The sequence below is a fragment of the Brachyspira pilosicoli genome (genome assembly GCF_036997485.1).
GTDB lineage: Bacteria > Spirochaetota > Brachyspiria > Brachyspirales > Brachyspiraceae > Brachyspira > Brachyspira pilosicoli_C.
The window spans coordinates 697417-722308 of record NZ_JAWLPU010000001.1 but is presented as its reverse complement, the minus strand read 5'-3'; the positions used below and the strand labels follow the sequence as shown (position 1 = coordinate 722308).

The 24892-nt window shown below is 29.7% G+C and carries 18 protein-coding genes; 8 read left to right on the top strand and 10 right to left on the bottom strand.

What is annotated here, in order from left to right:
• The first annotated feature begins 63 nt into the window (after positions 1–63).
• From R4I97_RS03165 to R4I97_RS03155, 3 genes are all read left to right on the top strand, one after another.
• On the top strand, positions 64–351 hold the full coding sequence (locus R4I97_RS03165) for a DUF6506 family protein (protein ID WP_335783648.1): 288 nt from the start codon (positions 64–66) through the stop codon (positions 349–351).
• Positions 352–462: 111 nt separating this feature from the next.
• The gene (gene feoB / locus R4I97_RS03160; protein WP_335783647.1) at positions 463–2955 is read left to right on the top strand and encodes a ferrous iron transport protein B; all 2493 of its coding nucleotides are present in this window, start codon (positions 463–465) and stop codon (positions 2953–2955) included.
• 158 nt (positions 2956–3113) lie between these two features.
• Complete coding sequence (locus R4I97_RS03155) at positions 3114–3626, top strand: PaaI family thioesterase (protein ID WP_219710416.1); 513 nt, start codon at positions 3114–3116, stop codon at positions 3624–3626.
• Positions 3627–3932: 306 nt separating this feature from the next.
• Here R4I97_RS03155 and R4I97_RS03150 read toward each other — a convergent pair whose 3' ends face one another.
• The 4 genes from R4I97_RS03150 to R4I97_RS03135 form a co-directional block, all read right to left on the bottom strand.
• Complete coding sequence (locus R4I97_RS03150) at positions 3933–5924, bottom strand: ATP-dependent helicase (RefSeq protein ID WP_335783646.1); 1992 nt, start codon at positions 5922–5924, stop codon at positions 3933–3935.
• A gap of 435 nt (positions 5925–6359) precedes the next feature.
• Positions 6360–7241: an alpha/beta hydrolase gene (locus tag R4I97_RS03145; RefSeq protein ID WP_335783645.1), complete on the bottom strand. Its 882-nt coding sequence runs from the start codon at positions 7239–7241 to the stop codon at positions 6360–6362.
• A gap of 34 nt (positions 7242–7275) precedes the next feature.
• Positions 7276–7932, bottom strand: coding sequence for a DUF6320 domain-containing protein (locus R4I97_RS03140; RefSeq protein ID WP_335783644.1), 657 nt, complete (start codon positions 7930–7932; stop codon positions 7276–7278).
• 3 nt (positions 7933–7935) lie between these two features.
• Positions 7936–9201, bottom strand: coding sequence for an alcohol acetyltransferase (locus R4I97_RS03135; protein WP_335783643.1), 1266 nt, complete (start codon positions 9199–9201; stop codon positions 7936–7938).
• A 570-nt stretch (positions 9202–9771) separates the two neighbouring features.
• On the opposite strand from R4I97_RS03135, the gene R4I97_RS03130 reads away from it, so the two are divergent.
• Both R4I97_RS03130 and R4I97_RS03125 read left to right on the top strand, forming a co-directional pair.
• Positions 9772–10614, top strand: a complete 843-nt coding sequence (locus R4I97_RS03130; RefSeq protein ID WP_335783642.1) for a fumarate hydratase — start codon at positions 9772–9774, stop codon at positions 10612–10614.
• Between the two features lie 36 nt (positions 10615–10650).
• Positions 10651–11181: a Fe-S-containing hydro-lyase gene (locus tag R4I97_RS03125; protein WP_335783641.1), complete on the top strand. Its 531-nt coding sequence runs from the start codon at positions 10651–10653 to the stop codon at positions 11179–11181.
• A 668-nt stretch (positions 11182–11849) separates the two neighbouring features.
• Here R4I97_RS03125 and R4I97_RS03120 read toward each other — a convergent pair.
• The 5 genes from R4I97_RS03120 to murA all read right to left on the bottom strand — a co-directional run bounded on the left by R4I97_RS03120 (position 11850) and on the right by murA (position 19724).
• A complete protein-coding gene (locus R4I97_RS03120; protein ID WP_335783640.1) occupies positions 11850–13223 on the bottom strand; it encodes a sodium:alanine symporter family protein in 1374 nt (457 codons plus the stop codon).
• A gap of 75 nt (positions 13224–13298) precedes the next feature.
• The gene (gene alr / locus R4I97_RS03115; protein WP_335783639.1) at positions 13299–14408 is read right to left on the bottom strand and encodes an alanine racemase; all 1110 of its coding nucleotides are present in this window, start codon (positions 14406–14408) and stop codon (positions 13299–13301) included.
• Positions 14409–14564: 156 nt separating this feature from the next.
• The gene (locus R4I97_RS03110; RefSeq protein WP_335783638.1) at positions 14565–17498 is read right to left on the bottom strand and encodes a methyl-accepting chemotaxis protein; all 2934 of its coding nucleotides are present in this window, start codon (positions 17496–17498) and stop codon (positions 14565–14567) included.
• A gap of 79 nt (positions 17499–17577) precedes the next feature.
• On the bottom strand, positions 17578–18426 hold the full coding sequence (flgF, locus tag R4I97_RS03105; RefSeq protein ID WP_219708570.1) for a flagellar basal-body rod protein FlgF: 849 nt from the start codon (positions 18424–18426) through the stop codon (positions 17578–17580).
• Between the two features lie 20 nt (positions 18427–18446).
• The gene (gene murA, locus R4I97_RS03100; RefSeq protein WP_335783637.1) at positions 18447–19724 is read right to left on the bottom strand and encodes a UDP-N-acetylglucosamine 1-carboxyvinyltransferase; all 1278 of its coding nucleotides are present in this window, start codon (positions 19722–19724) and stop codon (positions 18447–18449) included.
• A gap of 243 nt (positions 19725–19967) precedes the next feature.
• Between murA and R4I97_RS03095 the strand changes: the two genes are divergently transcribed.
• The 3 genes from R4I97_RS03095 to gatA all read left to right on the top strand — a co-directional run bounded on the left by R4I97_RS03095 (position 19968) and on the right by gatA (position 24404).
• Entirely contained in the window at positions 19968–21146 is a 1179-nt protein-coding gene (locus R4I97_RS03095; protein ID WP_335783636.1) for a PLP-dependent aspartate aminotransferase family protein, read from the top strand.
• 29 nt (positions 21147–21175) lie between these two features.
• Complete coding sequence (gene nhaC, locus R4I97_RS03090; RefSeq protein ID WP_335783635.1) at positions 21176–22642, top strand: Na+/H+ antiporter NhaC; 1467 nt, start codon at positions 21176–21178, stop codon at positions 22640–22642.
• A gap of 313 nt (positions 22643–22955) precedes the next feature.
• On the top strand, positions 22956–24404 hold the full coding sequence (gene gatA, locus R4I97_RS03085; RefSeq protein WP_335783634.1) for an Asp-tRNA(Asn)/Glu-tRNA(Gln) amidotransferase subunit GatA: 1449 nt from the start codon (positions 22956–22958) through the stop codon (positions 24402–24404).
• Here gatA and R4I97_RS03080 read toward each other — a convergent pair.
• Entirely contained in the window at positions 24395–24877 is a 483-nt protein-coding gene (locus R4I97_RS03080) for a ComF family protein (RefSeq protein WP_335784056.1), read from the bottom strand. The genes gatA and R4I97_RS03080 overlap by 10 nt on opposite strands.
• Positions 24878–24892: the final 15 nt, after the last annotated feature.

Genomic DNA, 24892 nt, shown 5'->3' with positions numbered 1-24892 from the left:
CTTTATAAATTAATCTTCTATGCTATAATATAAAAATATATATATATTAGGAGTTATACAAAAATGAAATTCGCTTATTTGATAATGGATAAAATTTTTGATAGCAGTAAAGATAAAGCTTCAATACATAATGGAGTATCGCAAATAATTGGTGTATCAAATATAGAAGAAGCTATTGAGGTATCCAAAAACTTACAAAAAGAAGGTATTGACTGCATAGAACTTTGCGGAGGTTTTAGAGAGGAAGGAGCTAAAAAAATAATAGAGGCTACTGAAAACAAAATAGCTGTAGGCTTTGTGGTGCATCTAAAAGAGCAAGATGATATATATAGGCAGCTTTTTTCTCATTAATTTTACTAAATAAACACTTTTTTATATAGAGTTATATTGACAAATTTAGTATATATGTTAGACTATACTAACACTTTATTAGATTATTAAAATTACCGAAAGGAGTTATTTATGAAACTAACAGAACTTGATATAGAAGAAGGTTTTGTTGTGGATAATGTGGAGACACAGGGTGAGATAAGACAAAGAATTATAGAGATGGGTTTTACGGCTGGTGCTAAAGGTTGGATTGTAAGAAAAGCCCCTCTTGGAGACCCTATTCAAGTTCATATTATGGACTATGAAATATCTTTAAGAAAATCTGAGGCAAATGGAATTGAAGTTTCTAAGGCAGATGTTGAAATAAAAAAAATGGCTGATATAAAAACAGGCAAAGTAAAAAGAGAGAAAAAAAACAATGCCTGTGATTTATTTTTAGAAGATAAAGAAGAGATTAGTAAAAAGTTCAAAGTTCCTTCAAACAATACAAAATTAAAAGTAGCTATAGCTGGTAACCCAAACTGCGGTAAAACAACAATATTTAACGCTTTAACTGGTGCTAATTATAAAGTTGCTAACTACCCCGGTGTAACGGTTGAAAAGAGAGAATACTCTATGCTATACAACGGATACACTTATGATTTGATGGACTTACCGGGGGTGTACAGTTTAAGTGCCTATTCTCAAGATGAGGTTGTAGCTTGCGATGTACTTCTAAATGAAAAACCTGATTTTATTATAAATGTTATTGACTCTACAAATTTAGAGAGAAATCTTTATCTTACTTTACAGTTAGTGGAATTGGGTATACCTATTTTATGTGTACTTAATATGTATGAACATGCAGAAAATGAGGGTATAAATATAGATGAAGCTAAATTAGAAGAGCTGTTTAGACTTCCTGTAATGAAAGTTCATGGGAACAAACATGAAAGTGTACTTTTAATATTAGATAAAATAGAAAAAATTTATGAATCTGGAAACAAACTGCATAGAGAGGCTGCTTTAGAATATGGAGCAGATGTTGAGGAATCTATAAGAAATATAGTTAGCTCTATGCAGGGTGATGTATCAGAGCTTCATAAGAGATGGCTTGCTATAAAGTCATTAGAAAAAGATGAAAGGGCAATACACTCTGTAAGACGCGAATGCAACAATGCTGGAGATGTAATAGAGACAATAAATAAAGAAATTATAAGATTAGAGACAAAAGAGAATTCTAAAACAGACTCTATTATGGCAGATAAAAGATACTCATATATTAGGGGTGCTTTAAAAGAAGTTATAAAAAGAGATGATATACAGGCATTCAATTTTACAGATGCTGCCGATGTAGTATTTTTAAACAAATGGCTTGGTATACCAATATTTTTAGGTGTGTTATGGTTAATATTTAAAGTTACTTTTACTCTTGGAGCTTATCCTCAAGGCTGGATTGAGATGGGTATTGGTGCATTAGCATCTTTCGTATCAAATCTTTTGCCTGAAGGAAGTTTATTACAATCTGTTGTAGTTGATGGTGTAATAGGTGGCGTTGGGGCTGTGCTTTCTTTCTTCCCATTAGTTTTAATACTATTTGTTGGTATATCTTTTCTTGAAGACTGCGGTTATATGGCAAGGGCTGCATTTTTAATGGATAAGGTTATGCATAAATTTGGGCTTCATGGGCAGTCTTTTATACCTATGTTTTTAGGTTTTGGCTGTACTATACCGGCTACTATGGCGGCAAGAACTTTGAGAAACAAAAAAGACAGAATTGTAACTGTACTTATAACTACATTTATGAGCTGCGGTGCGAGAATTCCTGTTTATGTATTATTTACTGCAGCTTTCTTCTCACCAAAAATGGCTCCTACTGTAATGTTTAGCATATATATAATTGGCGTAATAATGGCTTTTCTTGTGGCATTTATATTAAGAAAATTATTTTTCAAAGGCGATGAAACTCCTTTTGTTATGGAGCTTCCTCCGTATAGAGTACCTCGCGTAAAAACTGTTTTAAGACACATGTTTGACAGAGGTTGGATGTATATAAAAAAAGCTGGTACTTATGTATTTGCTGCTTCTGTTTTAATATGGGCATTAATGACTTTCCCTCAATACAATCCTACAGAAGAAGAATCTGCTGAATTAATGGATAGAGCAAAAACTGTATTAGTATCAGAAAATATAGATATAAATGATGAAGAGGCTTTAAATGCTGAATATGATAGACTTGTAGCTTCTGAAGGTTTGAAACATAGTTTTGCTGGTAAATTAGGAACATTTATAGAGCCTGTAATGAAGCCTTTAGGTTTTGATTGGAGAATAAGTATTGCTCTTATAGCAGGAGGAGCTGCTAAAGAAGTATTTGTTTCAACAATAGCACAGATAAAATCTATAGAAGAAGATGAAGTTACTTTAATAGAGGCTTTAAGAAATGACCCTGTATTTAATCCTATAGTAGCTTATGCTTTGCTTTTATTTGTATTATTATATTTCCCTTGCTTTGCATCAATAGCTGTTATTGGCTCTGAAATAGGCAAGGCTTGGATACCTTTCTTAATTGTTTATACTTTAGCGGTGGCTTGGATAGTTAGTTTCGCATTCTACCAAATTGCTGGAAGAATAGCTGGAATTATCTAGACTTCATAATATAACCTATTTTTATTAAAATCATAGATACCTGAGCTTAATGCTTGGGTATCTATATTTTTTTATAAAAGCAAAGTAGTTTAGTATATTGTTAATTAATTTTTTAGTGTATAATATTATAATTATATTTATGCTCAAGGGGGATTTTTATGGAATTAAAAGTATTGAATAAACAAAATAATTCAAGAATGTGTTTGGTATGCGGATTTAAAAATGATTTAAGTTTAAAGGCAGAGTTTTTTGAACTTGAAGATAAATCGCTTTGTGCTTTGGTAACTTTTAAAGATTATCATCAAGGATACCCCGGAAGAGTGCATGGAGGAATACTTGCTGCTATTTTAGATGAGACTATAGGAAGAGCTATGATGCCATACACCGGGGAAGATAAATGGGGAGTAACAACAACGCTTACAACAAAATATAAAAAACCTGTACCTATAAATGAAGAGATTAGAATAATTGGAAAAATTACTTACGGCAACGGCAGAATGTATGAAGGAGAAGGTTATATACTTCTTAATGATGACACTGTAGCAGTAACAGCAAAAGGCAATTATATATGCATGAGTTTAGAGCAAATAGCAGAAATGGACCCGAACAATGAAGAAGATTGGTATGTAGAGAAAAAAGAAACAGACCCACAAACTATAGCCATACCATAATTAAATTTGTTTATTTTAATTTTTTAAATTTTATTATTTGTGGTGGCTTTACCACTTTGCGAAGCATACCTACATATAAAGCAAAACCCTTGCACTTTTTGCAACTTTTTGCGGCAGGAAAAAGTTGAATAAAACAAAAACTATATGGTAATATATAGTTTTTTATTTGTGGTGGCTTTGCCCCCACGCCCCCACTTCTTTTGGTGACCCAAAGAAGCAAAAGGACTGCATTTTTTAGATTAAAATCCTGCAAATATTTTAAATATAAAAATACTATTTAAAAATTTTTAAATATAATAAAATCTTTTAAGCATCTCTCTTCAATGTTGCTTTGAGGTTTGAGAAAAACTCCTCTTCGTCCATCGCCATATCTTCTGGAAGCCCCTTTCTCATCTCCTCCAAAAATATTGACGGGGTGCATTCCACATCTCTGCCTTGCTTTTTTCTTTTCATACAATATGTTAATGTGAGATGCTTTTTTGCCCTCGTCATAGCAACGTAGCAAAGTCTTCTCTCTTCTTCTATCTCTCTTTCTGATGAACTTTTATGATGCGGAAGTATGCCGTCTTCCATACCGCATATATAAACATAAGGAAACTCTAAACCCTTTGCTGCATGTATACTCATAAGCATTACGCCTTTCTTTTTCTCTTCTTCATTATTTTCCTCTATACTCATTAAAAGTATTCTGTCTAAATAATTTTTTAGAGTTGCGTTTTTATTCCCTTTCTCATATTCTGCTATACCATTCATTAGAGATTCAATGTTTTCTATTTTTTTGCTTCCCTGTTCTTTTGTATCGCTTGAGTTTAATACTTCATTATGATATGCAATTGTATCCAAAAATTTATTAATGTTTTCGTAGAGCTTTGGTTTTTCTAATGTGTTTTTATCAACAGTGAATATTTCATTATAATGATGAATAATATCTAAAAAATCCTTTATACCTGTTTTTGCCTTTGGAGGTATATCATCTATATTCTCATAGTCAAGTAATGTTTGATATAATGATACTCCGTTTTTTATACTTATTTCATTGAGATTATTAATTGCAACAGCACCAATTCCCCTTTTTGGTATATTAATAACCCTCAAAAGAGAAACCTCATCTTCTGGATTAACAAACAAGTTTAAATATGCAAGTATATCTTTAATCTCTTTTCTCTCATAAAACTGAAAAGCACCAACAACAGTATATGGAATGCCTCGAAATCTTAAAGCCTCTTCAAAAATACGCGACTGAGAGTTCATTCTAAAAAGTATTGCAAAGTTTTCGTAGTTTAAATTTTTGTTTATTGCAGTTTGTGTGATATTTTCTGCTATAAACTGTGCCTCATCTCTTTCATCTTCGCAAGGCATAATAACAGGAGGTATACCTTCATCATTAACAGCAACAACCTCTTTTGCTTTTCTTTGTGTATTGTTGCTTATTACAGCATGTGCCGCTTCAAGTATCGCCTTAGTGCTTCTATAATTTTTGTTTAATGTGATTATCTTAGCTTCTGGATATTCGTTTTCAAAAGAAAGTATATTTGATACATCAGCCCCCCTAAAAGCATATATACTCTGGTCATCATCACCCACTACAACAATGTTTTTATATTTTGATGCTAAAAGGCTTGTGAGTTTATATTGTGCTAAATTGGTGTCTTGATATTCATCAACCATAATATATTTAAATCTCTCTTGATATTTGTCTAAAACATCAGGAAAATTAATATATAAATCAATAGTTAAATTAATAAGGTCATTAAAATCAACAGCATTATACCCTTTCAAATAATTCTGATAAACCTCATAAACTCTTTTAGCAATCTTTTCCAAATCATCATGAGGCACTACTTCATTTGGCTTCATTAAATTGTTTTTGTACCTGTCTATATACCAAGCAAAAAGGTTTTCATCATAATTAAGAGTATTTACTTTAACCTCTCTCAAAATGTTTCTTATAAGAGTTCTACTGTCTGAAGAAGAGTATATACTAAAGTTTTTTTTGTATCCAAGTTTATCTATATCAAGTTTAAGCACTCTCACGCAAAAAGAATGAAAAGTACTGATTACTAATTGTTTGGGTTTCTCTTTAAGCAAAGCAGTTATTCTCTCACGCATTTCATTAGCAGCTTTATTTGTAAAAGTAACAGCAAGTATATTACTAGGGTCTATTCCATTTTTTATTAAATATGCAATTCTCTCTGTGATTACTCTAGTCTTACCGCTTCCTGCTCCAGCTAATGCAAGCATAGGACCATCTATATGCTCTACAGCTTTTTTTTGCTCTTCATTTAACATTAATGCCATAAAAAATATAAAAAAACCTTTATTTAGAAGTTGGAAATTTATTATATATTATAACGAAATATATACAAGCATAGGGGTTATTGATTAGAAAATAGTGTGCAGCTAAATAATTATATTTCGTAATTGTTTATAAACATGTTATCAACTTTTTCCCGCCTTCGCTTTGCGGACTTCGTCAAAGTTGCAAAAAGTGCAAACATCTTAACTCTATATGTTGGAATATGTATTAGTATAAAATAATAAATTTATTTTAATCTAAAAAAATGCAGTTCTTCGCGAAGCGTATCCGAAGGATATAAGGTTCTTTTATATCAATAAAAGAAGTGCTGGTTCTACCATACGCGCACGCTTCGCAGGGGCAAAGCCGCTACAAATAAAAAAAGTCAAAAATATTTTGACAAACTTAAAAATTATTTTTTTCTTATTTTATATTATTTATAATGTTTCAATCCACTTAAAAACTTCGTCCATTATATTGTTGCTGTCCATAGTCTCAAAGAATATGCCGTTAACTAAATTGTTATGATAAATTTCTTTGTTTTCAAACACAATACATTTAGCTAAACCATCATTAAAACTATTAACTTTGTTTGAAAAATTAATTGAGTTTTGAACATCGCAAATAGGGTCTAATCCTGAGTGTATGCATAATACTTTATTTTTTTCGCTGCCATCTATATAGTTATAAGGGTTTGCTAAATCTCTGTTGTAATTCCATTCAAAAAGCTGATTAAGCATTGGTGTGATAATTTCATTAGTGCATACGTTTAAATCTGTTGGTCCTCCTAATGATATGTATCCTTTAAAATTATTTATATCAACATTATATTTTTTTTGCATATCTTTATTATAAACAAGTAAAGCTCCCAAATGAGCACCTGCAGATGAACCTACTACAACTATATCAGAATAATCTATATTCTTTTCTTTTAATATAGAAAGTGCTTTATTAAAACCATTAAATACATCTTCTATCTGTGCTGGATATTTAGCTTTTTTGCTTAATCTATAACCTAATAATATTGCATTAAAACCTTCTTTAGCAAATCTCCTTCCAACAAATCTATATAAATCAGCACTTCCCTCTCTCCAGCCGCCTCCATGTATATATACTATTAATTGTTTTTTTGGTTTTTCATTTTCTTTTAATTGTGCTGGGAAATATAAAATATATTGTCTTTTGTTTTTGTCGTATTTAAATTTAGCGGGTTTAATTTTTTTATCTGCCTTAATAAAATTAATAGCCATTACAGGATAGCTTAAATATTCTTTTATTAAGTTTTTATTTTTTTTTGTCTTTTTTATTTTTTTATCCATACAAAAACTCCTAATATTTTTATATAATATTTTTTTATGCATTAAAAATTTTTTTCAAAGATAAAATAAACTCATTTCTAAATAATATAATCATAGTAAGAATAACAATTATACCAGAACCAAAAGCAGCCAAACTAGTCCAATATAGAAAATTAAATAGCGGTAAAACAATCATAAGCATAGATATAAAAGCAGCAGAAATTATATAAGAAACATATTCATTAAAATATTTATGGTCTATAATACCTATTATAAGCATTGAAAGATTTAAGCCAAGCGATAAAAAAGGCATCACATAATTAAAAGACCATTTATAAAATCCGCTGAATATATCTATTATTATAACTAAAGGAAGAAGTATAAAAAACTCTATTAATAATTTTTGCCTCAAATAAAATATTGAAGCTGTAAAACATATATAGGTAAAATATGCAGAGGTAACAGACACTATAGATATCATAGCCCAATTATATTTTGAAGAAGTTGATATATTAACAAGCATTATAATGATGACAGCACTTACAGCAACTAAAGAAACTATTTTTTTAGCATTAACTTTTTTTATTTTTTTATAATACCAATCATAAGAAGGATATTCTTCATTATAAGTATTTTTATTTTCTAATTCACTAAAACATAATGGGCATTTGTTTGTTTTTATTTCTAATTTACAATTATTGCAATAAGGCATTTTTTACACTCCAAAATCATTAGAATAAATTTCTGTTTTTGTAACTTTTGAAATATTTTGAAAGAAGTGTTTTATAATATCTGTTTCTATAATTGTTCTATTGAATGTAACAGATAATTTGTCATCAAAGCTGCATAAACCTACATTTAAAGGGCTATTTATTGTATTATAAACCACAGCCTCAAAATGATTAATATATTCTTTCATGTCTTGTGGAAGAATAATATTTCCAAAGTTTGATAATGTGAGAGTTTTTAATTTATCTTCAAATAACTCAAAATCCAAATTAACCACAAAGTTTTTTATAAACAATGGAATAAATTTTGTTAATATATTATTTTCTAATTTTGTGTTTTGATAAATAAAGTTTTCTAATTTTTCTTTTTGAAGTTTTTCTTTCATTTCATCAGAAACTATTTTTATAATATCATCAAAGGTTAGTTTATTGGAAGTGTTTATTTTTATATTAATTACACCAAAAAAGTTTTTTAAAGATATTGAAGGAAATATTGTTCTTAGATTAACAGGAATGCATACTACTATATTTTTGCCGTCTAATCTATTTTTTATTTTTACTTCATATATAGAGTATGCCAAAAGCGAAGCGATGTAGGCTGTGATAGTAACATTATATTTTTTGCTTTCTTTTTTAATATTTTCTACACTAACAATTCCATGAACAACATTGTTTCCGTATATTTTTAATTGCTTGCCTTTTATTAAATAAACATTTTTAATTTTCTTTTCTTTTGTTGTTGTCTTTTTATTTTGTGTATGCATTTTAAAGCTGTCATCATAGTCACGAGTTGTGTGTATGCTGTCTTTAAATACATCTTCATTAGGGTCGTTAATTTGTTTTCCAGATAATGTGAGATAATGATAAAGCAGAGATTTTAGGAAACTTATTAAAGCAGTAGCATCTGCAAGAGAGTGAAAAACTTCTACAGATATTCTATATTGATAATAAACCACTCTAACCAAATAACCATTATTGAGTTTATAATTTATATTGTAGCAAGGGTAATATTTCTCTTCTTCAACTAATAGTCTTCTATTGTTTTCTTCAAAGTAGTTCCAGAACAATCCTTTTTTTATGGATAAAGCAAATGTTGGAAATCTTTTCATTGTGATGTCTAAGGCATTTTGAAGTGTTGCTTCATTTACTTTATCTTTTAGCAGAGCTGATACTCTAAATATAGGAATATTTTTTTTATTTTTTATAGATACAAAAAGTTTTGCGGCATTATCTAATTTGTATAATTCTTTCATTTTTGTACTCAATTATATAATTGATAATTTTATAATATAATATTAAATTATTTATTCTATTTTGCAATAATTAAATTCATAAAAAATAGTTGTTTTAAGTACTATAGTTCTTTTTATTCTAATTATTTATGGGTACTAGTTATACTTATTATTCATATAGGTTTGACAAAATATACTTGCACTTTTCGCAAAGCGTACCCGGAGGGTAAAAACTTTTTGCTGCGGGAAAAAGTTGAATAAAAAAATCATATAACAAAATATACTTATTTCAGAATATACTGAAAATTTTTAACTTTTTTTATTTTTATTATTTGCAGGGCTTTGCCCCATGCGAAGCGTGCCCTTAGGGTAGCACCCCAGTTCTTTTATTGGTATAAAAGAACCAAAAGAACTGCATTGTTTAATTTAAAATGTTGGTATTATCTTTTTATATATTCCTAGGATATTAGCTATAACATTATCTAAACATTTAAATAGTTATTTTTAGATTTTAAATTTACTTTTAAAATTGACAATTAAATTTTTATTTTGTATTATACATATATAAAAACTATTAATAGGCATAAATATATGAGAGAAATTGATGTTAATGTTATAACAGAAAATGTTGCTAAACTTTGCATAGATTCTAATATTTATTTAAACGATGATATAAAAAATGCATTAGAAAAATCTTTAGCAAAAGAAGAAGAAAGCCTTCCAAAAAATATACTTGATGTACTTATAAAAAATTCAGAAATTGCCAAAGAAGAATTAAAGCCAATATGTCAAGATACAGGAATGGCTATTATATATGTTGATGTGGGAATGGACGTTCATTTTATAGGAGGCAGTTTAACAGATGCTATTAATAAAGGTGTTGCAATAGGATATAAAGAAGGTTATTTAAGAAAGTCTGTTGTAAATGACCCATTAGAGAGAAAAAACACAAATGATAATACTCCTGCTATTATTCATTATAATATAGTTGAAGGTGATAAAGTAAAGATTATAGTAGCACCAAAAGGTTTTGGAAGTGAGAATATGGGGAAGGTTGCTATGCTTCCTCCTTCTGCTGGAATAGATGGAATAAAAAAGTTTGTTTATGATACAATAAAAACTGCTGGTGCTAATGCTTGTCCTCCTATGATTGTGGGTATTGGTATTGGAGGTAATATGGAGAAATGCGTTGATATTGCTAAGAGGGCTTTACTTAGAGAGGTGGGCTCAAAAAATGATGATGAACGTTTACAAGAACTTGAAGAAGAGTTACTTGAAGGAATAAATAAAATTAATATTGGTCCTTCTGGTTTTGGAGGAAAGACTACTGCTTTATGCGTGCATATAAATATGTATGCTACTCATATAACATCGCTTCCTGTATGCGTATGTACAGGCTGTCATGCAACAAGGCACAGAGAAATTGTTTTATAAATAGTTTAATAAAAAATTTTTAAGGTATTAGGTTTTATGGAAATAAAAAAAATAAACACCCCTCTAACAAAAGAAATACTATCAACATTAAAAGCAGGCGACATGATAAGCTTAACAGGCAATATATATACTGCAAGAGATGCTGCACATAAAAGATTAATAGACATGATAAATAGTGGAGAAAAGTTGCCATTAGATTTAGAAAATAAAACAATATTTTATGCAGGCCCTTCACCAAATAAACCAAATGAAGTGATAGGAAGCGTTGGACCTACAACAAGCTATAGAATGGACGCCTACACTCCAAAGCTTACAGAATTAGGAGTTTTATCTACAATAGGTAAAGGTGCAAGGTCTAAAGATGTTATTGACTCTATAAAAAAATATGGAGCTGTATATTTTTGTGCGATAGGAGGAGCTGCTGCATACATGGCTCATTGTGTAAAGAGATGCAAAGTAATAGCTTTTGAAGATTTAGGTACTGAGGCTATTAGAGAGCTTTATGTTGAAGACATGATGCTAATAGTAGCAATAGATTCTAATGGGGATAGTGCTTTAAAGGTTTAACATTTTTTTAAAATCTTATTTATTAAAAGTTTTCAACACTTCCTTCGGTCGCAAAAGAAGTAGGGGTACGGGGACTAGTCCCCGAAAAAATAAAACAAATTAAAAACTTAAATTATTTTAGGATATGTTAAACAACTATATTTTATAATTTAAATTTTTGTTTTATTCAACTTTTTCCCGCCTTCGCGGTGCGGACTTCGTCAAAGTTGCAAAAAGTGCAAGTGTTTTAGCTTTATAAATATCATATATTTATATATGTAATGAATATATATTAAATATAACGTAATACCTAAATCTGAGCTAAAAAATATAGTTCTTTTGCTTCTTTTATACCAATAAAAGAAGTGGGGGTACGGGGGCTAGCCCCCGAATATAATAAAATTTAAAAACAAAAATTGATAAACTTAAAAAATATTTAGAATACATTGATTTTATCAATTTTGTTGTTCTTTTCCCGCAGCTACGCACCTGAAGGTACTTCTTTCAGTCGCCCTGAAGGACTCCTTTCAGTCGCACCCACAGGCACTTCCTTCGTCCGCTTTGCGGACTTCGTCAAAGTTTTCAATATTTAGGAATGCTTTGCGAAAGTGCAAACATTTTAACTCTTCTTCAAATAAAAAAACACCCGCTTTTTTAAGCGAGTGCTTTTTTATTTTTTTATATCGTTTTTAGTCTTTCATAATTGTTGAAGTAGGGTCCTGTAAATAATCTCTTGTTAGTTTAGCTACTTTTGGAGATAAAATTAAAAGACCTATTAAGTTTGGTATGGCCATAAGACCATTTAAAGTATCTGCTATAGACCATATTAAATCTAATTGAGCAACTGCACCAATTATACCAATAATTAAAAATATAATTCTATAAGCATAAGAAGCTATTTTATTTCTTTTAGTGAGATAACCTAAAGCAACAACTCCATAATGCGACCAACCAACAAAAGTTGAGAAAGCAAATAATATTAATGATACAGTAAGTATTATAGAACCAGCATGTCCTAAGTTAGCACCAAAAGAAGCAGATATTAATTCAGCACCGTTTAATTTAGTACCTTGATTAGCCTCTAAGAACATAATAGCCATAAGTCCTGTTAAAGTACAAACAAAGAAAGTATCTATAAGCACTTCAAATATACCCCATAAACCTTGCTCTATAGGGTTTTTAGAATTACTTGCACCATGAGCCATAGGAGCAGTACCTAAACCAGCCTCATTTGAAAATACGCCTCTTGCAAAACCAAATTTCATAGCTATCATTATTGAATATCCCATGAAACCAGCACCGACTTGTTTTAAGTTGAAAGCTTCAGAGAATATTCTTTGAAAAGCATGAGGAATTTTATCTAAATTTAAAGCTAAAATAATAATACCAGCAACTAAATATATAACACACATAACAGGAACTAACTTTTCTGTAACAGTAGCAATTCTTCTAATACCGCCTATTATTATAACAGCAGTTAAAGCAACAACAACAATTCCTGTAATAATTTTAGGTACTCCAAAATTTTGATAAACAACAGCTGCCATAGCATTAGTTTGAGTCATATTTCCAGCACCAAAACAAGCTAAAGCGGCAAAAGCAGCGAATATACTTCCAAGCCAAGGTAAATTAGCACCTTTAGATATATAATACATAGGTCCGCCATGGTGATGACCTAAATCATCTTTAACCCTATAATGAACAGCTAATATAACCTCAGAATACTTTGTAACCATTCCAAAAAAAGCAGCAAACCACATCCAAAATAAAGCTCCAGGTCCTCCTGCCACTATTGCAGTAGTAACCCCAGCAATGTTTCCAGTACCAACTGTACTTGCTAATGCTGTGCTCACCGCTTGAAAAGGGGTAATATTATCATCAGCATCTTGTTTTTTTGCTAAAGAACCAAAAGTATGTTTTACCCATAAAGGTATTTGTGTAATTTGCAAGAAACCAGTTCTAATACTTAAGAATATTCCAGTTCCAACCAATAGGGTGAGCATTATAGGTCCCCATACAAAACCATTAATAATGCCGTTGACTTTTGCTATCATATCAACCATAATAATCTCCTTTTTTATGTAGTTTATTTAAATTTTGATGTACTCCTTGAAAAATATTTTTATCTAAAAGATTTTTTAATCTTTATAAACTCTTTTAACTCTTTCACCAATACGTACTAATACCTCATGACTTATACTCTCTATTTTTTTTGCCATAGTATTAGCATTAAGCTTCTCATCATCTCCAAATATTAAAACCTCATCTTCTTCTTTTATATTATCTGTATTGCCTATATCTGCCATCATAATATCCATGCATATCTTCCCTATTATAGGATAATATTTACCATTTATTTTTACTTCCCAATTATTAGAAAGCTTTCTTGAAAGTCCGTCTGCATATCCTATCGGTATCACGGCTATATTAGTATCTTTATCGGCCTTCCATGTCATACCATAAGAAACAGTTTCATTTTTCTTTATTTTTCTAATTAGAATAACTTTAGATTTTAAATTTAGTATTGGTTTAAATCCAAAGTCATGCAGTTTATCTGTATACCCGTAAACCACTATCCCCGCTCTAACCATATCAAAATAGGCATTTTTGTAATAAAGCAATGCAGCAGAATTAGCAGTATGAGCATTGTTTATTTTTATGCCGTTTGTTTTTAAGTTATTAAGTACCTCGTTAAAAATTCTTATTTGATTTTCTGTAAATTCCTTGGAAGCATCATCAAACATATCCGAAGCAGCATAATGAGTGTTAATTCCTTCTATTTCTAAAGTATTATATGACAAAACTTTTTTTGCTAAGTTTAACACATCTTTTGGTTTAACTCCCATTCTGTTTAGACCAGTATCTACTTTGATATACAACTTTAACTTTTTATCATTCTTTTTTAAAAACTTATCATAATCATCTAAACATTCGGCATTGCTTATAATCGGCGTTAAATTATATCTGCATACATACTCTGATTCATTTCTAAAATGCTGAAATAAAATAACTATTGGTATTTTGATTCCACTTTCTCTTATCTTTATACCTTCTTCTACAGTAGCAACTCCAAGTGCATCCACATTCAATTTTTCTAACTCTTTAGATATTTCTACAATCCCATGGCCATAAGCATTAGCTTTTACTATTGTGAGTAATTTAATATTTCCTGTCATAGAACGAATTATTCTTATATTATTTTCTAATGCTTTTAAATCTATTTCTGCTATGTTGTTGCATAAAGACATCTCATCTCCTAAGCATATCTAAATTTTAGTATATATGTTAATTTATTATTGTCAATACATATAATGATTGTTATTGTGAAACATATATTATTAATAAATATAATTAATTTTTAGATAAAAAGTAAAATTAATATAATAATATAATATTTTTGTATATTAATAAAACATATCAGGGTTTTTAAAATCTTCTTTCAATGTTTCAAGAACTTTATCATCTTTAGTAAAAGCATCATGTTTACTATTTGATAATTCTTCTTCTAATTCTTTTATTTCTATATCTATTTTATTTTCTGTTTCACTCATTTTGCTAATGTCTATATCATTAGTATTAAATTCTTCAGTATCTAAATTAAGTATGATATCATCAGGTTTTTCAGTTTCAACATTATCAACATTTGTAATAAATCCAGACATAAGAGATTGGAATTTATTAAAACTTTCACTTAATTTACTTGTAACCATAAAGAATTCATGATTACTTTTAGCAGTTTTTACGGATAATTCATTTAAGAAAGCCATAGTGCTTACAACTTCAGCAGCTCCAACACTATTAGCTTGAATAATCTCAGCAACTTCCTTATTAATTTGGTCTAACAAAGTAATTTGGCTGTCTACCACGTCACCGCTATTAATCTGCTCACGTACATTTTCTTTAACACCCATAGTAATATTATTTAAGTGCTTAATAGTTTCAAGTATATCTCTTCCGCCTATTTCAAGTTCACTGTTTGCAGTATTAATTTCAGCAACAACCCTTGAAGTATTTTCAGACATATCAAGTATATTTTCAAGTGATTTTCCGCTGTTATTTGCAAGCTCTACTGTTTCATCTATTCTTTTAGTAATAGTTTTGATAATGTTTGTAATGGTTTTGGTGTTATCTGCTGTGTGTTCTGCGAGCAATCTAATTTCATCAGCAACCACAGAGAAACCTCTACCTTGTTCGCCGGCATGTGCTGCTTCTATAGCTGCATTCATAGCCAAAAGGTTTGTTTGCTCAGCAATGCCTTGAATAACGTTAACTATTTCTTTAATTTGGTCAGAGCTCTCCTCAATACCTCTAACAGCTTCTATCACTTCATCTACCATGTCGCCGCCGTCATGAGCATCTATAAGCAATTTTTTGGAGAATGAGTGTGCTTTTGTAATACTTTTTGCCACACTTGTAATGTTGGAAATCATCTCTTCTATAGAAGAAGATGTTTGCTCTACAGCAGAGGCTTGTTTTTCCATGTTATCGCTTATTTTATAAATTGTTTGTAATAATTCTTCTACAGCAATGGAAGCTGATGAGAATGCATGTTTCTGCTGCTCTGAAGAGTTTGTAACGTTTTTGATAGAATTAATAATATTATTTACACTTGCTATATTTTGTGTAATACTTGCACTTTGATCATTTACCATCTGAGCATTAGACTCTATTGCTTTATCTATTAACTTTATTTCATTAAATACATTGTTACTTTCCGCTTTTAAATTTCCTATGATGTTATCTAACCCATTAAGAAATAAATTAAAATTATATACTAATACCCCAATTTCATCATTATTTTTAGAGTATATTCTCTTTCTTAAATCACCTTTACCGCCTATAAGACCTTTAGCAGATTCTGTAGCTGAATCTATAGGCTTAAATAATTGTCTTATAATATATAAATAAGTACCTGAAACTACTAAGAATATTACTATAACTATAGATAATATTATTGATATATCTCTTTCTATAGCAGAACTCTTTATTATACTTGTAAGATCTTTATAATATACAGCTATAATGTCTAAATCTTTCATATAGTACATAATAACCATATTCCTGCTTCCATCTATATTAAGTATTGGGGGAACATAGAAATATTTATTGTTTAATTGATTTTCAAAATTATTAATATATTTCATTAAGTCGGCAGATTTTCTTCTTAATATTAAATTAGCATTTTCTAATTTGTTTCCTAAGTCCGAACTTAATAGTATTTCTTTTGTATTAAAATCATAATATATATATGATAAATCTGAGAGATAAGTATTGGTTATCATATTTGAGTAATAGTTATTGATATCTATATCTGATATTATATATCCAGCTTGAATATCATTTAAAGTGATTGGATAATGTGAAGATATATTAATATTATTTCTATCATTAACTATTATTAATTTATAAAAATCTCTTCTTGTAGCATTATTTTCTAATATAGGGTGTGTAGTTAAACTATCCGCTGTTCTTACTGTATAAGTATTACTATTAGAGGATGTGCTTTTAGTTATACTTATTGAATATGGTAGGTTTGAATCTAAAAATTCTCTGTCTATATTTATATAAATTGATTTATAATTGTTTTTTGATATTCTATCTATATAAGATAATCTATTTTCTATTTCTGTTTTTAAAATATTTCTATTTTGAGTATATCTATTTGAGTAAATATTATTAATAACTCTATTATAGATATTTAAATCATTTTTTATACTATTGTTTAATGAATATATATTATCATCTATTTTTATTATTTCATTTAATGTTGAATTAATATAGTTATTGATATATAGGTTTTCATTTACGTTGATTGAATAGATTAAGAATACTAATACAACAGAGAAGAAGAAGAAATAGATAGTATATAGAATTTTAGTTGTAATAGGGATATAGAATGTATTAATATTAGTTTCTAAATCTAATTTTAGTGTAGCTATTTTGAATGAAAGTAAAGTTAAAGAAACTGCCCCTCCATTTATTAATAGACATGCTATCATAGCTATAATAGATGTATATATAAAAACATCTTTATTGAAAATATTATACAGTACTATTTCTAATAATGAGCTAATTATAGAAGTTGCTGTAAATAACCTTATAGTTTTTCTGGCTATTTGTATATTTAATCCATTTTTCCATATATCGAAGTATTTTAATATTGATACTACAGAAAATACGGTTGCTATTATTTTTATACCGAAGAAAGGAATCTTATGACTGTATACAAAAAAGTATAGTATAAGGTACCATATTGGCAAATTTATTATTATATATGTAAAAATAAGCTGCATTTTTAGGGAGAATATAATTTTTTGTTGATATTTATCCACAGCCATAGAATAATCCATTCCTTTTATATTATATAATTTTAGATACTATTATACATTATCGTACAATTTTTATCAAAATATTAATTTACACTCTTCCAACCTCATTAACTACTCTTCCTATTAATGTATCATGAGTTGATATAGTTTTTGAGTTTAATTCGTAGGCACGCTGAACTTCTATCATTCTAACCATTTCATTTATAGGGTTAACGTTGCTCATTTCTAAGAATCTTGATAATACTTTAGGTCTGTCTACGCCTTTTTGAGCTATATAGGCAGGACCGCTGATGTCAGTATCTACCCAGAATGATTCTCCTTCTTTTTTAAGATATCTTTCATTTTCAAAGCGAACTATTTTTAAAGTATCAAGTATTTCTTCATCTTCCCATTCATTATCATTAAACTGAACAAAGTCTTCATTGTCTTGATATCTTCTATTAATGCTGATTCTTCCTTCTTCGTCTATATTGAAGTTGTTAGTTTTTATTTGTATATAACCATTTTCACCCATTACTTTATATCCATGTTTTGTAACGAGATAATTATCTTTGTCAATTAAAAAGCTTCCGTTTCTTGTGTATCTCTCGCCATGAGGTGTTTCAACTGCAAAGAACCCCTTATCGCCCAAAGCTATATCAAGCTGATTTCCAGTCTCTCTTAAAGAGCCTTGCTCCCATTCTGTAAAAACTTCATTTACTTCCACACCAGTACCAAGTCTTCCAACATAAGGTCTTATATCTGTAGAACCAAGAGGAAATATTACAACTCCATCATCTTCAGTTCTTGCTGCCATCATCTCTGGAAAAGCTTTGAAAGTAGCAGTATCTCTTTTAAAACCAGGTTTATCAACATTAGCCAAATTATTAGCTACAACATCAAGTCTGTATTGTTCTGCTATCATTCCGCTTGCGCCTGTATAAACTCCTCTAACCATTTATATATATCCCCCTTTATTTATAATATATCATCATTTTCTTTTGTTGTTTTTATATTAATTTTGTTTAATTTGCTTACAAAGTCTTCATAGCCTCTTTCTATATGGTATATTCTGTGAAGGTCTGTAATGCCCTCTGCTACGGCACCTGCAATAACTAATGCAGCACCTGCACGCAAATCGCTAGCCTGTACATCGGCACCAGAAAGTTTATTTCCTCCATTTACAACAATGCTTGGCTCATATAATTCTATATCAGCACCCATACGAATTAATTCTGGTACATTGCTGAATCTGTCTGGGTAAATAGTTTCTTTTATCTTGCTTGAGCCTTTTATTGTGCAGGCTAAAGTTGTGAATATTGCCTGCAAATCTGTTGGAAAGCCTGGGTATGGAAGAGTTTCTATTTCAAAAGGCTTTAATTCTTTATTTGAAGCATCTATTTCTATAGTTGATTTTGTTGTTTTTATATCGCAGCCTATAGAAGAGAGCAAATCTAATACATAAGTTAAATGTTCTGGATTAGTATTTTCTAATTTTAATTTTCCTCTTCCTGCAGCAGCCATTGCTAAAAAAGTACCTGTTTCTATTCTGTCTGGTATTACTTCAAACTCTACACCTTTCAAATAATCAACGCCTTCTATTGTGAGAGTAGAAGTTCCTATACCTTCTATTTTTGCCCCCATAGCTTTTAATAACTCTGCTAAGTTAGTGCATTCAGGCTCTCTTGCGGCATTTCTTATGATTGTTGTACCTTTGGCTAAAGTAGCAGCCATCATAACATTATCTGTACCCAAAACAGTAGGTCCATTTTTACCAGACAAGTTTATATCAGCACCTACTAAATTATCTTTTACAGTGGCATCTATATAACCGGCGGTGATATCAATCTTAGCACCTAATGCTTCCATTCCTTTCAGATGCAAATCTATTGGCCTTGGACCAAAAGCACAGCCGCCGGGGTAGGAAACCTTACAATGTTTGCGTTTTGCAAGTAATGGTCCAAGCACTATAATAGAGCCTCTCATTTTTTTTACGAGCTTATAAGGAGCTTCATCGCTTTTGCCGTTTTGAGATATTATTACAGTAGTGTTATTTTTAAAATCAACTTTCTTTCCCAACGGCTCTAATATATTTATTAATACTTGTACATCAACCAAATCTGGTACATTATGAAGTGTTATAGGTTCGTCAGTGAGTATAGAAGCTACCAAAAGAGGAAGTGAGGCGTTTTTAGAACCAGAAATTTTTACTGTTCCATTAATATTTTTAGAGCCTTCTATAGTGTATTTATACATTCTTCCCCCTATTTTTATATTATACTACCTTATTTTCTCGGTATAATTTAAAAATGTTTAATAAATTTTTACTATATTAAGATATTTATATTGATAAAAAAATATGTTTTGTTTCTTATTTTGAGAAAATATATTTTTTGTTTTATTTTTTAAAAAAATAAACAAAAATATGTTTTATTATTGATTTTGATTAATTTATTTATATACTAACAGAATATAAATAAAATTTTGATGAGGTTTGTTATGGAATCAATGGACTCAAAAAATGAAGATCTTTTTACTATGACACATCTTGGAGAAAATCCAGAACAATATATGAAAGCAGTTGTTCCGCCTGTTTTTATGAATTCTTTACATGTTTTTAATACAGTTAAAGAATATTTTGATGTAGATATATTTAAAGATCAATTTTATTATGGAAGAGCTTCTAATCCAACAGTTAATATTTTGGAGAAGAAAATAGCGGCATTAGAGCATGGCAGCAGAGCAGTTGTTTTTTCTGCCGGTATGGCGGCTTGTTCAGCAGCTATATTTGCCGTATGTAAAACAGGAAGCCATATAATATGTATAAGAGAAAGTTATGGTCCTGTTCAGCATCTTTTAAATGACTTTTTAAAAGATAAAATGAATATAGAAGTAACTTATGTGGTTGGAAAAGACCCAAAAGAATTTGAAGATGCAATAAAAGAAAATACAGATATGATTATTTTAGAAAGTCCATCAACATTAGTTTGTAATGTTGTAGATTTAGTGAAAGTATCTGAAATAGCAAAAAAACATAATATAAAGACATATATAGATAATACCTATTCAACACCTATTTTCCAAAAACCATTAGATATGGGTATAGATATAGTTATGCATACTATGACTAAATATATAGGAGGTCATAGTGATTTGATAGGAGGAGTTTTAGTTTCTAAAGATGATGAGTTAATGAAAAGACTTATGGTTCAAAGAGATTGGTTTGGCAGTGTTATGGGTCCTATGGAAGCATGGTTGGCTATTAGGGGGTTAAGAACATTAGATTTGAGAATGCAAAGACACTATGAAACAGCAATGGAAGTTGCAAAATTTTTAGAGGGACATCCAAAAGTAAAAAAAGTATTTTATACTGGCTTGCCGTCTCATCCTCAATATGAATTGGCAAGAAAACAGCAAAAAGGTGAGTGCGGTTTACTAAGTATTGAAATAGATGGAGATGTTAAAAATGTTGAAACTTTTGTAGATAACCTAAAAGTATTTGAGAAGGGATGCTCTTGGGGAGGTTTTGAAAGTTTAGCTATAGCATTTACATATAATTGGTCAGAAGAAGAATTAAAATTCCATGAACTAAGCAGAAACATAGTAAGGCTTCATTGCGGTTTGGAAGGTGCTGAAATTTTAATAAATGATTTGAAGCAAGCTTTAAATAAAATATAATTTCATATAATTTAGGAGATGATTTAATTATGGATACTACAAAACAAAGAAAAAAGCCTACGCTTTTTTTGGCTTTACTGCCTTTAATTTTTATGTTTATAGTTTTAATAGTAGGTCTTTTAGTATTGCATATAGATATTAAAATATTATTAATTTTATGTGCTGCTTTTACAATTTGTATATCTCTCAAATTAGGATATACATGGAAAGATATAGAAGAAGAAATTATTGCTAAATTAGCAAGAGCTTTTCCTGCTATTATGATTTTAATATCTGTTGGCTTGATGATAGGAGCTTGGGTAATAAGCGGTACAATACCATATTTGGTTTATATAGGTCTTAAAATTATTAACCCTAAGTTTATTATTATAACTTCATTTTTAGTTACAGTAATATTATCTGTAAGTACAGGAACTTCTTGGGGTTCTGCAGGAACTGTTGGTGCTGCATTGATTAGTGTAGCAGCTGGAATGGGAGCTCCATTACCTGCTGTGGCTGGAGCAATAGTTGCCGGAGCATATTTTGGCGACAAAATGTCTCCTCTTTCTGATAGTACTAATATGTCAGCTATAGCCACAAATACAAATTTATATCAGCATATAGGTCACATGTTGTATACTACAGTTCCTGGTTTTATAGTAAGTTGTATAGTATATTTAGTAGCAGGTTTTCATTTTTCTAGTTCTGGTCAAATAGAACAAATAAATGTTATTATAAGTTCTTTATCTCAATTATTTAATTTAACTATGCCTGTTGGTTTAATTTTACTTATTCCTCCAGTTATAGTAATTGCCGGCTCACTTCTAAAAAAACCAACTATTCCTGTTATGATGATATCATCTTTAGTTGCTGTTCTTATAGCTATTTTTATACAAGGTTTTTCTATTTCAGCTTGTGCTAATAGTATGGTTAATGGGTTTAAAATGGATATGTTTGTAAATCCTGAAGTAGATATAAATTCTTTGGTAAAAGAAGTACCTAATCTTTTACAAAGAGGTGGTATGTCATCTATGATGAATAGTGCTTTAATGGCTTTTTGTGCTTTCTCTTTTATAGGTGCTCTTACAATATCTGGAAGTTTGGAAGTTGTAATTTCATCTATTATGAAACATATTGACAGCACTGGTAAATTAATTACTTTAACTATTTTGCTTGGAGTATTAGTAATTACTGTTATAGGTGAAGCATCTGTTACTTTCTTAATGATAGGAAGTTTATTCAGAGGTGAATATATTAAAAGAGGTTTGGAAAGCAAAAATCTTTCCCGCTCTTTGGAAGACAGTATTACAGTTGTAGAGCCATTAGTTCCTTGGTCTTTGGCTGGTGTGTATATGTCTTCTACATTAGGTGTTGCTACCGCTCAGTATGCTCCTTGGGCTGTATTGTGTTACACAGGTGTTATATTTGCTATAATTTGGGGATTTACAGGATTTGGTATTGCTAAAATTAATGAAAAAAGTGATTCTTATCAAGAATATTTAGAATTAAATAAGTAATAATTATGAAATAGGGTATAAATAAAATATTATACCCTATTTTATATTATATTTTTATTAATCCTTTAAATATGTTTTGTTTAAAAATTAAGCCTTTCACATATTTCTCTAAAATGAGTATAGAATATAATTGCTACTAAATATTTATAAAAAATAAAAAAATTGTTAAATACATTGATTAGAAAATTATTTAAGGGTTATTAAACACTTAAATAACAATTCAAATATTTTATTGTGTATAGTTTTTGCAAAAAAATATATATATGATATAATGAAACTCAAAATTTATTATTTATTTAAGAGGTTTCCTACAATGGATTTAAATGAATTGAGTATAATTCAAATAAGAGAGAAATTAAAAAATAAAGAAATAGATGCTGTTAGTTTAACAGAATCTATTATAAAGAAAATAGAAGAAGATGATAAAAGAGAAGATAAAATATATGCTTATTTAGAAATTTTTAAAGATGAAGCAATAGAACAAGCAAAAAAAGCACAAGAGAGAATTAATAAAGGTGAAGACTTACCTCTTCTTGGAGTTCCTTTAGCTATTAAAGATAATTTATGTTATAAAGACCATTTAATGACAGCTTCTTCAAAGATGCTTGAAGGCTACAAAGCTCCATACACAGCTCCTACAGTTCAGAGATTAATAGACAATGGTGCTATTATAATAGGAAGAACTAACATGGACGAGTTTGCCATGGGCGGTACTACAGAAACTTCTAATTATGGAATTACAAGAAACCCTGTTAATAGAAAGCATGTTCCAGGCGGTTCTTCAGGCGGTTCTGCTGCTGCGGTTGCTGCTAATTTTGCTTTTGGTGCTTTAGGAAGCGATACAGGCGGTTCTATCAGACAGCCTGCTTCTTTCTGCGGTATAGTTGGGGTTAAGCCTACTTATGGAAGAGTTCCAAGACTTGGATGTGTGGCTATGGCGAGCAGTTTAGACCAAGTTGGTCCTCTTGCTAAAGATGTTAAAGATGCTGCTTTAATGACTAAGATTATTGCTGGTTTTGACCCTAAAGAATCTACTACTTTAAACATACCTGTACCTGATTATAATTCTTTATTAGACGGAAATGTTAAGGGCATGAGAATTGGCCTTGCTAAAGAGTATTATGAAACTGATTTGTTAAATAATGAAGTGAGAGAGAATGTAATGAAGGCTATAGATAATCTTAAAGCTCAGGGTGCTGAGATAGTAGATATATCTTTGCCTAATGCTAAATATGGTTCAAGGGTTTATACTGCGGTTATGGCGGTTGAGGTTGCTTCTAATATGGGTAGATATGACGGTATAAGATATGGTTATCACCCTAAAGGCGATTTTAATTTAGATGAATATTATTATGCTTCAAGAAGTGCGGGGCTTGCTTTTGAAACTAGAGCAAGAATATTATTTGGTACTTTAATGACTGGTAAAAAATTCTTCTACAGCCATTATCAGCATGCCCTAAAGGTGAGAAAGTTAATGCAAATGGACTTCGACAATGCATTCAAAAATGTTGATATCATAATATCTCCTACTTCACCTATAACTGCAGGTCTTTTAGGTACAAGAGACCAAACAGACAGTGCTTTAGGTTTCTTAGCAGATAGTTATGCTTCAAACATTAACTTAGTTGGTCTTCCTGCTATGAGTGTGCCTTGCGGTTATGATAAAAATAATATGCCTATAGGTATACAGTTTATAGCTAAGCAGTTTGATGAAGCTTCTATGTTTAAAATGGCTTATGCTCATGAATTAAATTATAAATAATGGTTTCTATAACAAAATACTATTATTTCTATACTGCTATTTAAATTATATTCTTTTAATAATTTTATAAGCTCTTTTAATGTAGCTCCTGATGCATAAACATCATCTATAATAAGAAGTCTTTTGTTTTGAAGATTTTCTATATTTTTGATGGTGAATGCATCTTTTATATTATCTTCTCTTTCTTTTAATGTTTCTAAAAATTTTTGCTCTTTTATGTTTTTATTTAATAGAATATCATCAGATTTTTTTATATTGAGTGTTTTTGATATGGTGTCAGCAAAAAAATTCATAACATTATTATTTTTATTTGACGGCACATATAAAAGCAAATCAAAATTTATATTTAAATATTTATAGCAATTAAAAAAACTTTCAAATATTAGAGGAGTATTATTTATATTGCCTTTTTTAAATGCTCTAAGTTCATCTCCAAGCTCTAAATCTAAATCTCCAAGTGCTGAGCATTTTATATCATTTAAATAAAA

Excerpts from the sequence above, each read along its gene's own strand:
- alr (WP_335783639.1), bottom strand. The coding sequence starts at position 14,408 with ATGTCTTTATGCAACAACATAGCAGAAATAGATTTAAAAGCATTAGAA.
- R4I97_RS03140 (WP_335783644.1), bottom strand. The coding sequence starts at position 7,932 with ATGCCTTATTGCAATAATTGTAAATTAGAAATAAAAACAAACAAATGC.
- R4I97_RS03095 (WP_335783636.1), top strand. The coding sequence starts at position 19,968 with ATGGAATCAATGGACTCAAAAAATGAAGATCTTTTTACTATGACACAT.
- R4I97_RS03110 (WP_335783638.1), bottom strand. The coding sequence starts at position 17,498 with ATGGCTGTGGATAAATATCAACAAAAAATTATATTCTCCCTAAAAATG.
- murA (WP_335783637.1), bottom strand. The coding sequence starts at position 19,724 with ATGTATAAATACACTATAGAAGGCTCTAAAAATATTAATGGAACAGTA.
- gatA (WP_335783634.1), top strand. The coding sequence starts at position 22,956 with ATGGATTTAAATGAATTGAGTATAATTCAAATAAGAGAGAAATTAAAA.
- R4I97_RS03155 (WP_219710416.1), top strand. The coding sequence starts at position 3,114 with ATGGAATTAAAAGTATTGAATAAACAAAATAATTCAAGAATGTGTTTG.
- R4I97_RS03125 (WP_335783641.1), top strand. The coding sequence starts at position 10,651 with ATGGAAATAAAAAAAATAAACACCCCTCTAACAAAAGAAATACTATCA.
- feoB (WP_335783647.1), top strand. The coding sequence starts at position 463 with ATGAAACTAACAGAACTTGATATAGAAGAAGGTTTTGTTGTGGATAAT.
- R4I97_RS03120 (WP_335783640.1), bottom strand. The coding sequence starts at position 13,223 with ATGGTTGATATGATAGCAAAAGTCAACGGCATTATTAATGGTTTTGTA.
- nhaC (WP_335783635.1), top strand. The coding sequence starts at position 21,176 with ATGGATACTACAAAACAAAGAAAAAAGCCTACGCTTTTTTTGGCTTTA.
- R4I97_RS03150 (WP_335783646.1), bottom strand. The coding sequence starts at position 5,924 with ATGGCATTAATGTTAAATGAAGAGCAAAAAAAAGCTGTAGAGCATATA.
- R4I97_RS03130 (WP_335783642.1), top strand. The coding sequence starts at position 9,772 with ATGAGAGAAATTGATGTTAATGTTATAACAGAAAATGTTGCTAAACTT.
- R4I97_RS03135 (WP_335783643.1), bottom strand. The coding sequence starts at position 9,201 with ATGAAAGAATTATACAAATTAGATAATGCCGCAAAACTTTTTGTATCT.
- R4I97_RS03165 (WP_335783648.1), top strand. The coding sequence starts at position 64 with ATGAAATTCGCTTATTTGATAATGGATAAAATTTTTGATAGCAGTAAA.
- R4I97_RS03145 (WP_335783645.1), bottom strand. The coding sequence starts at position 7,241 with ATGGATAAAAAAATAAAAAAGACAAAAAAAAATAAAAACTTAATAAAA.
- flgF (WP_219708570.1), bottom strand. The coding sequence starts at position 18,426 with ATGGTTAGAGGAGTTTATACAGGCGCAAGCGGAATGATAGCAGAACAA.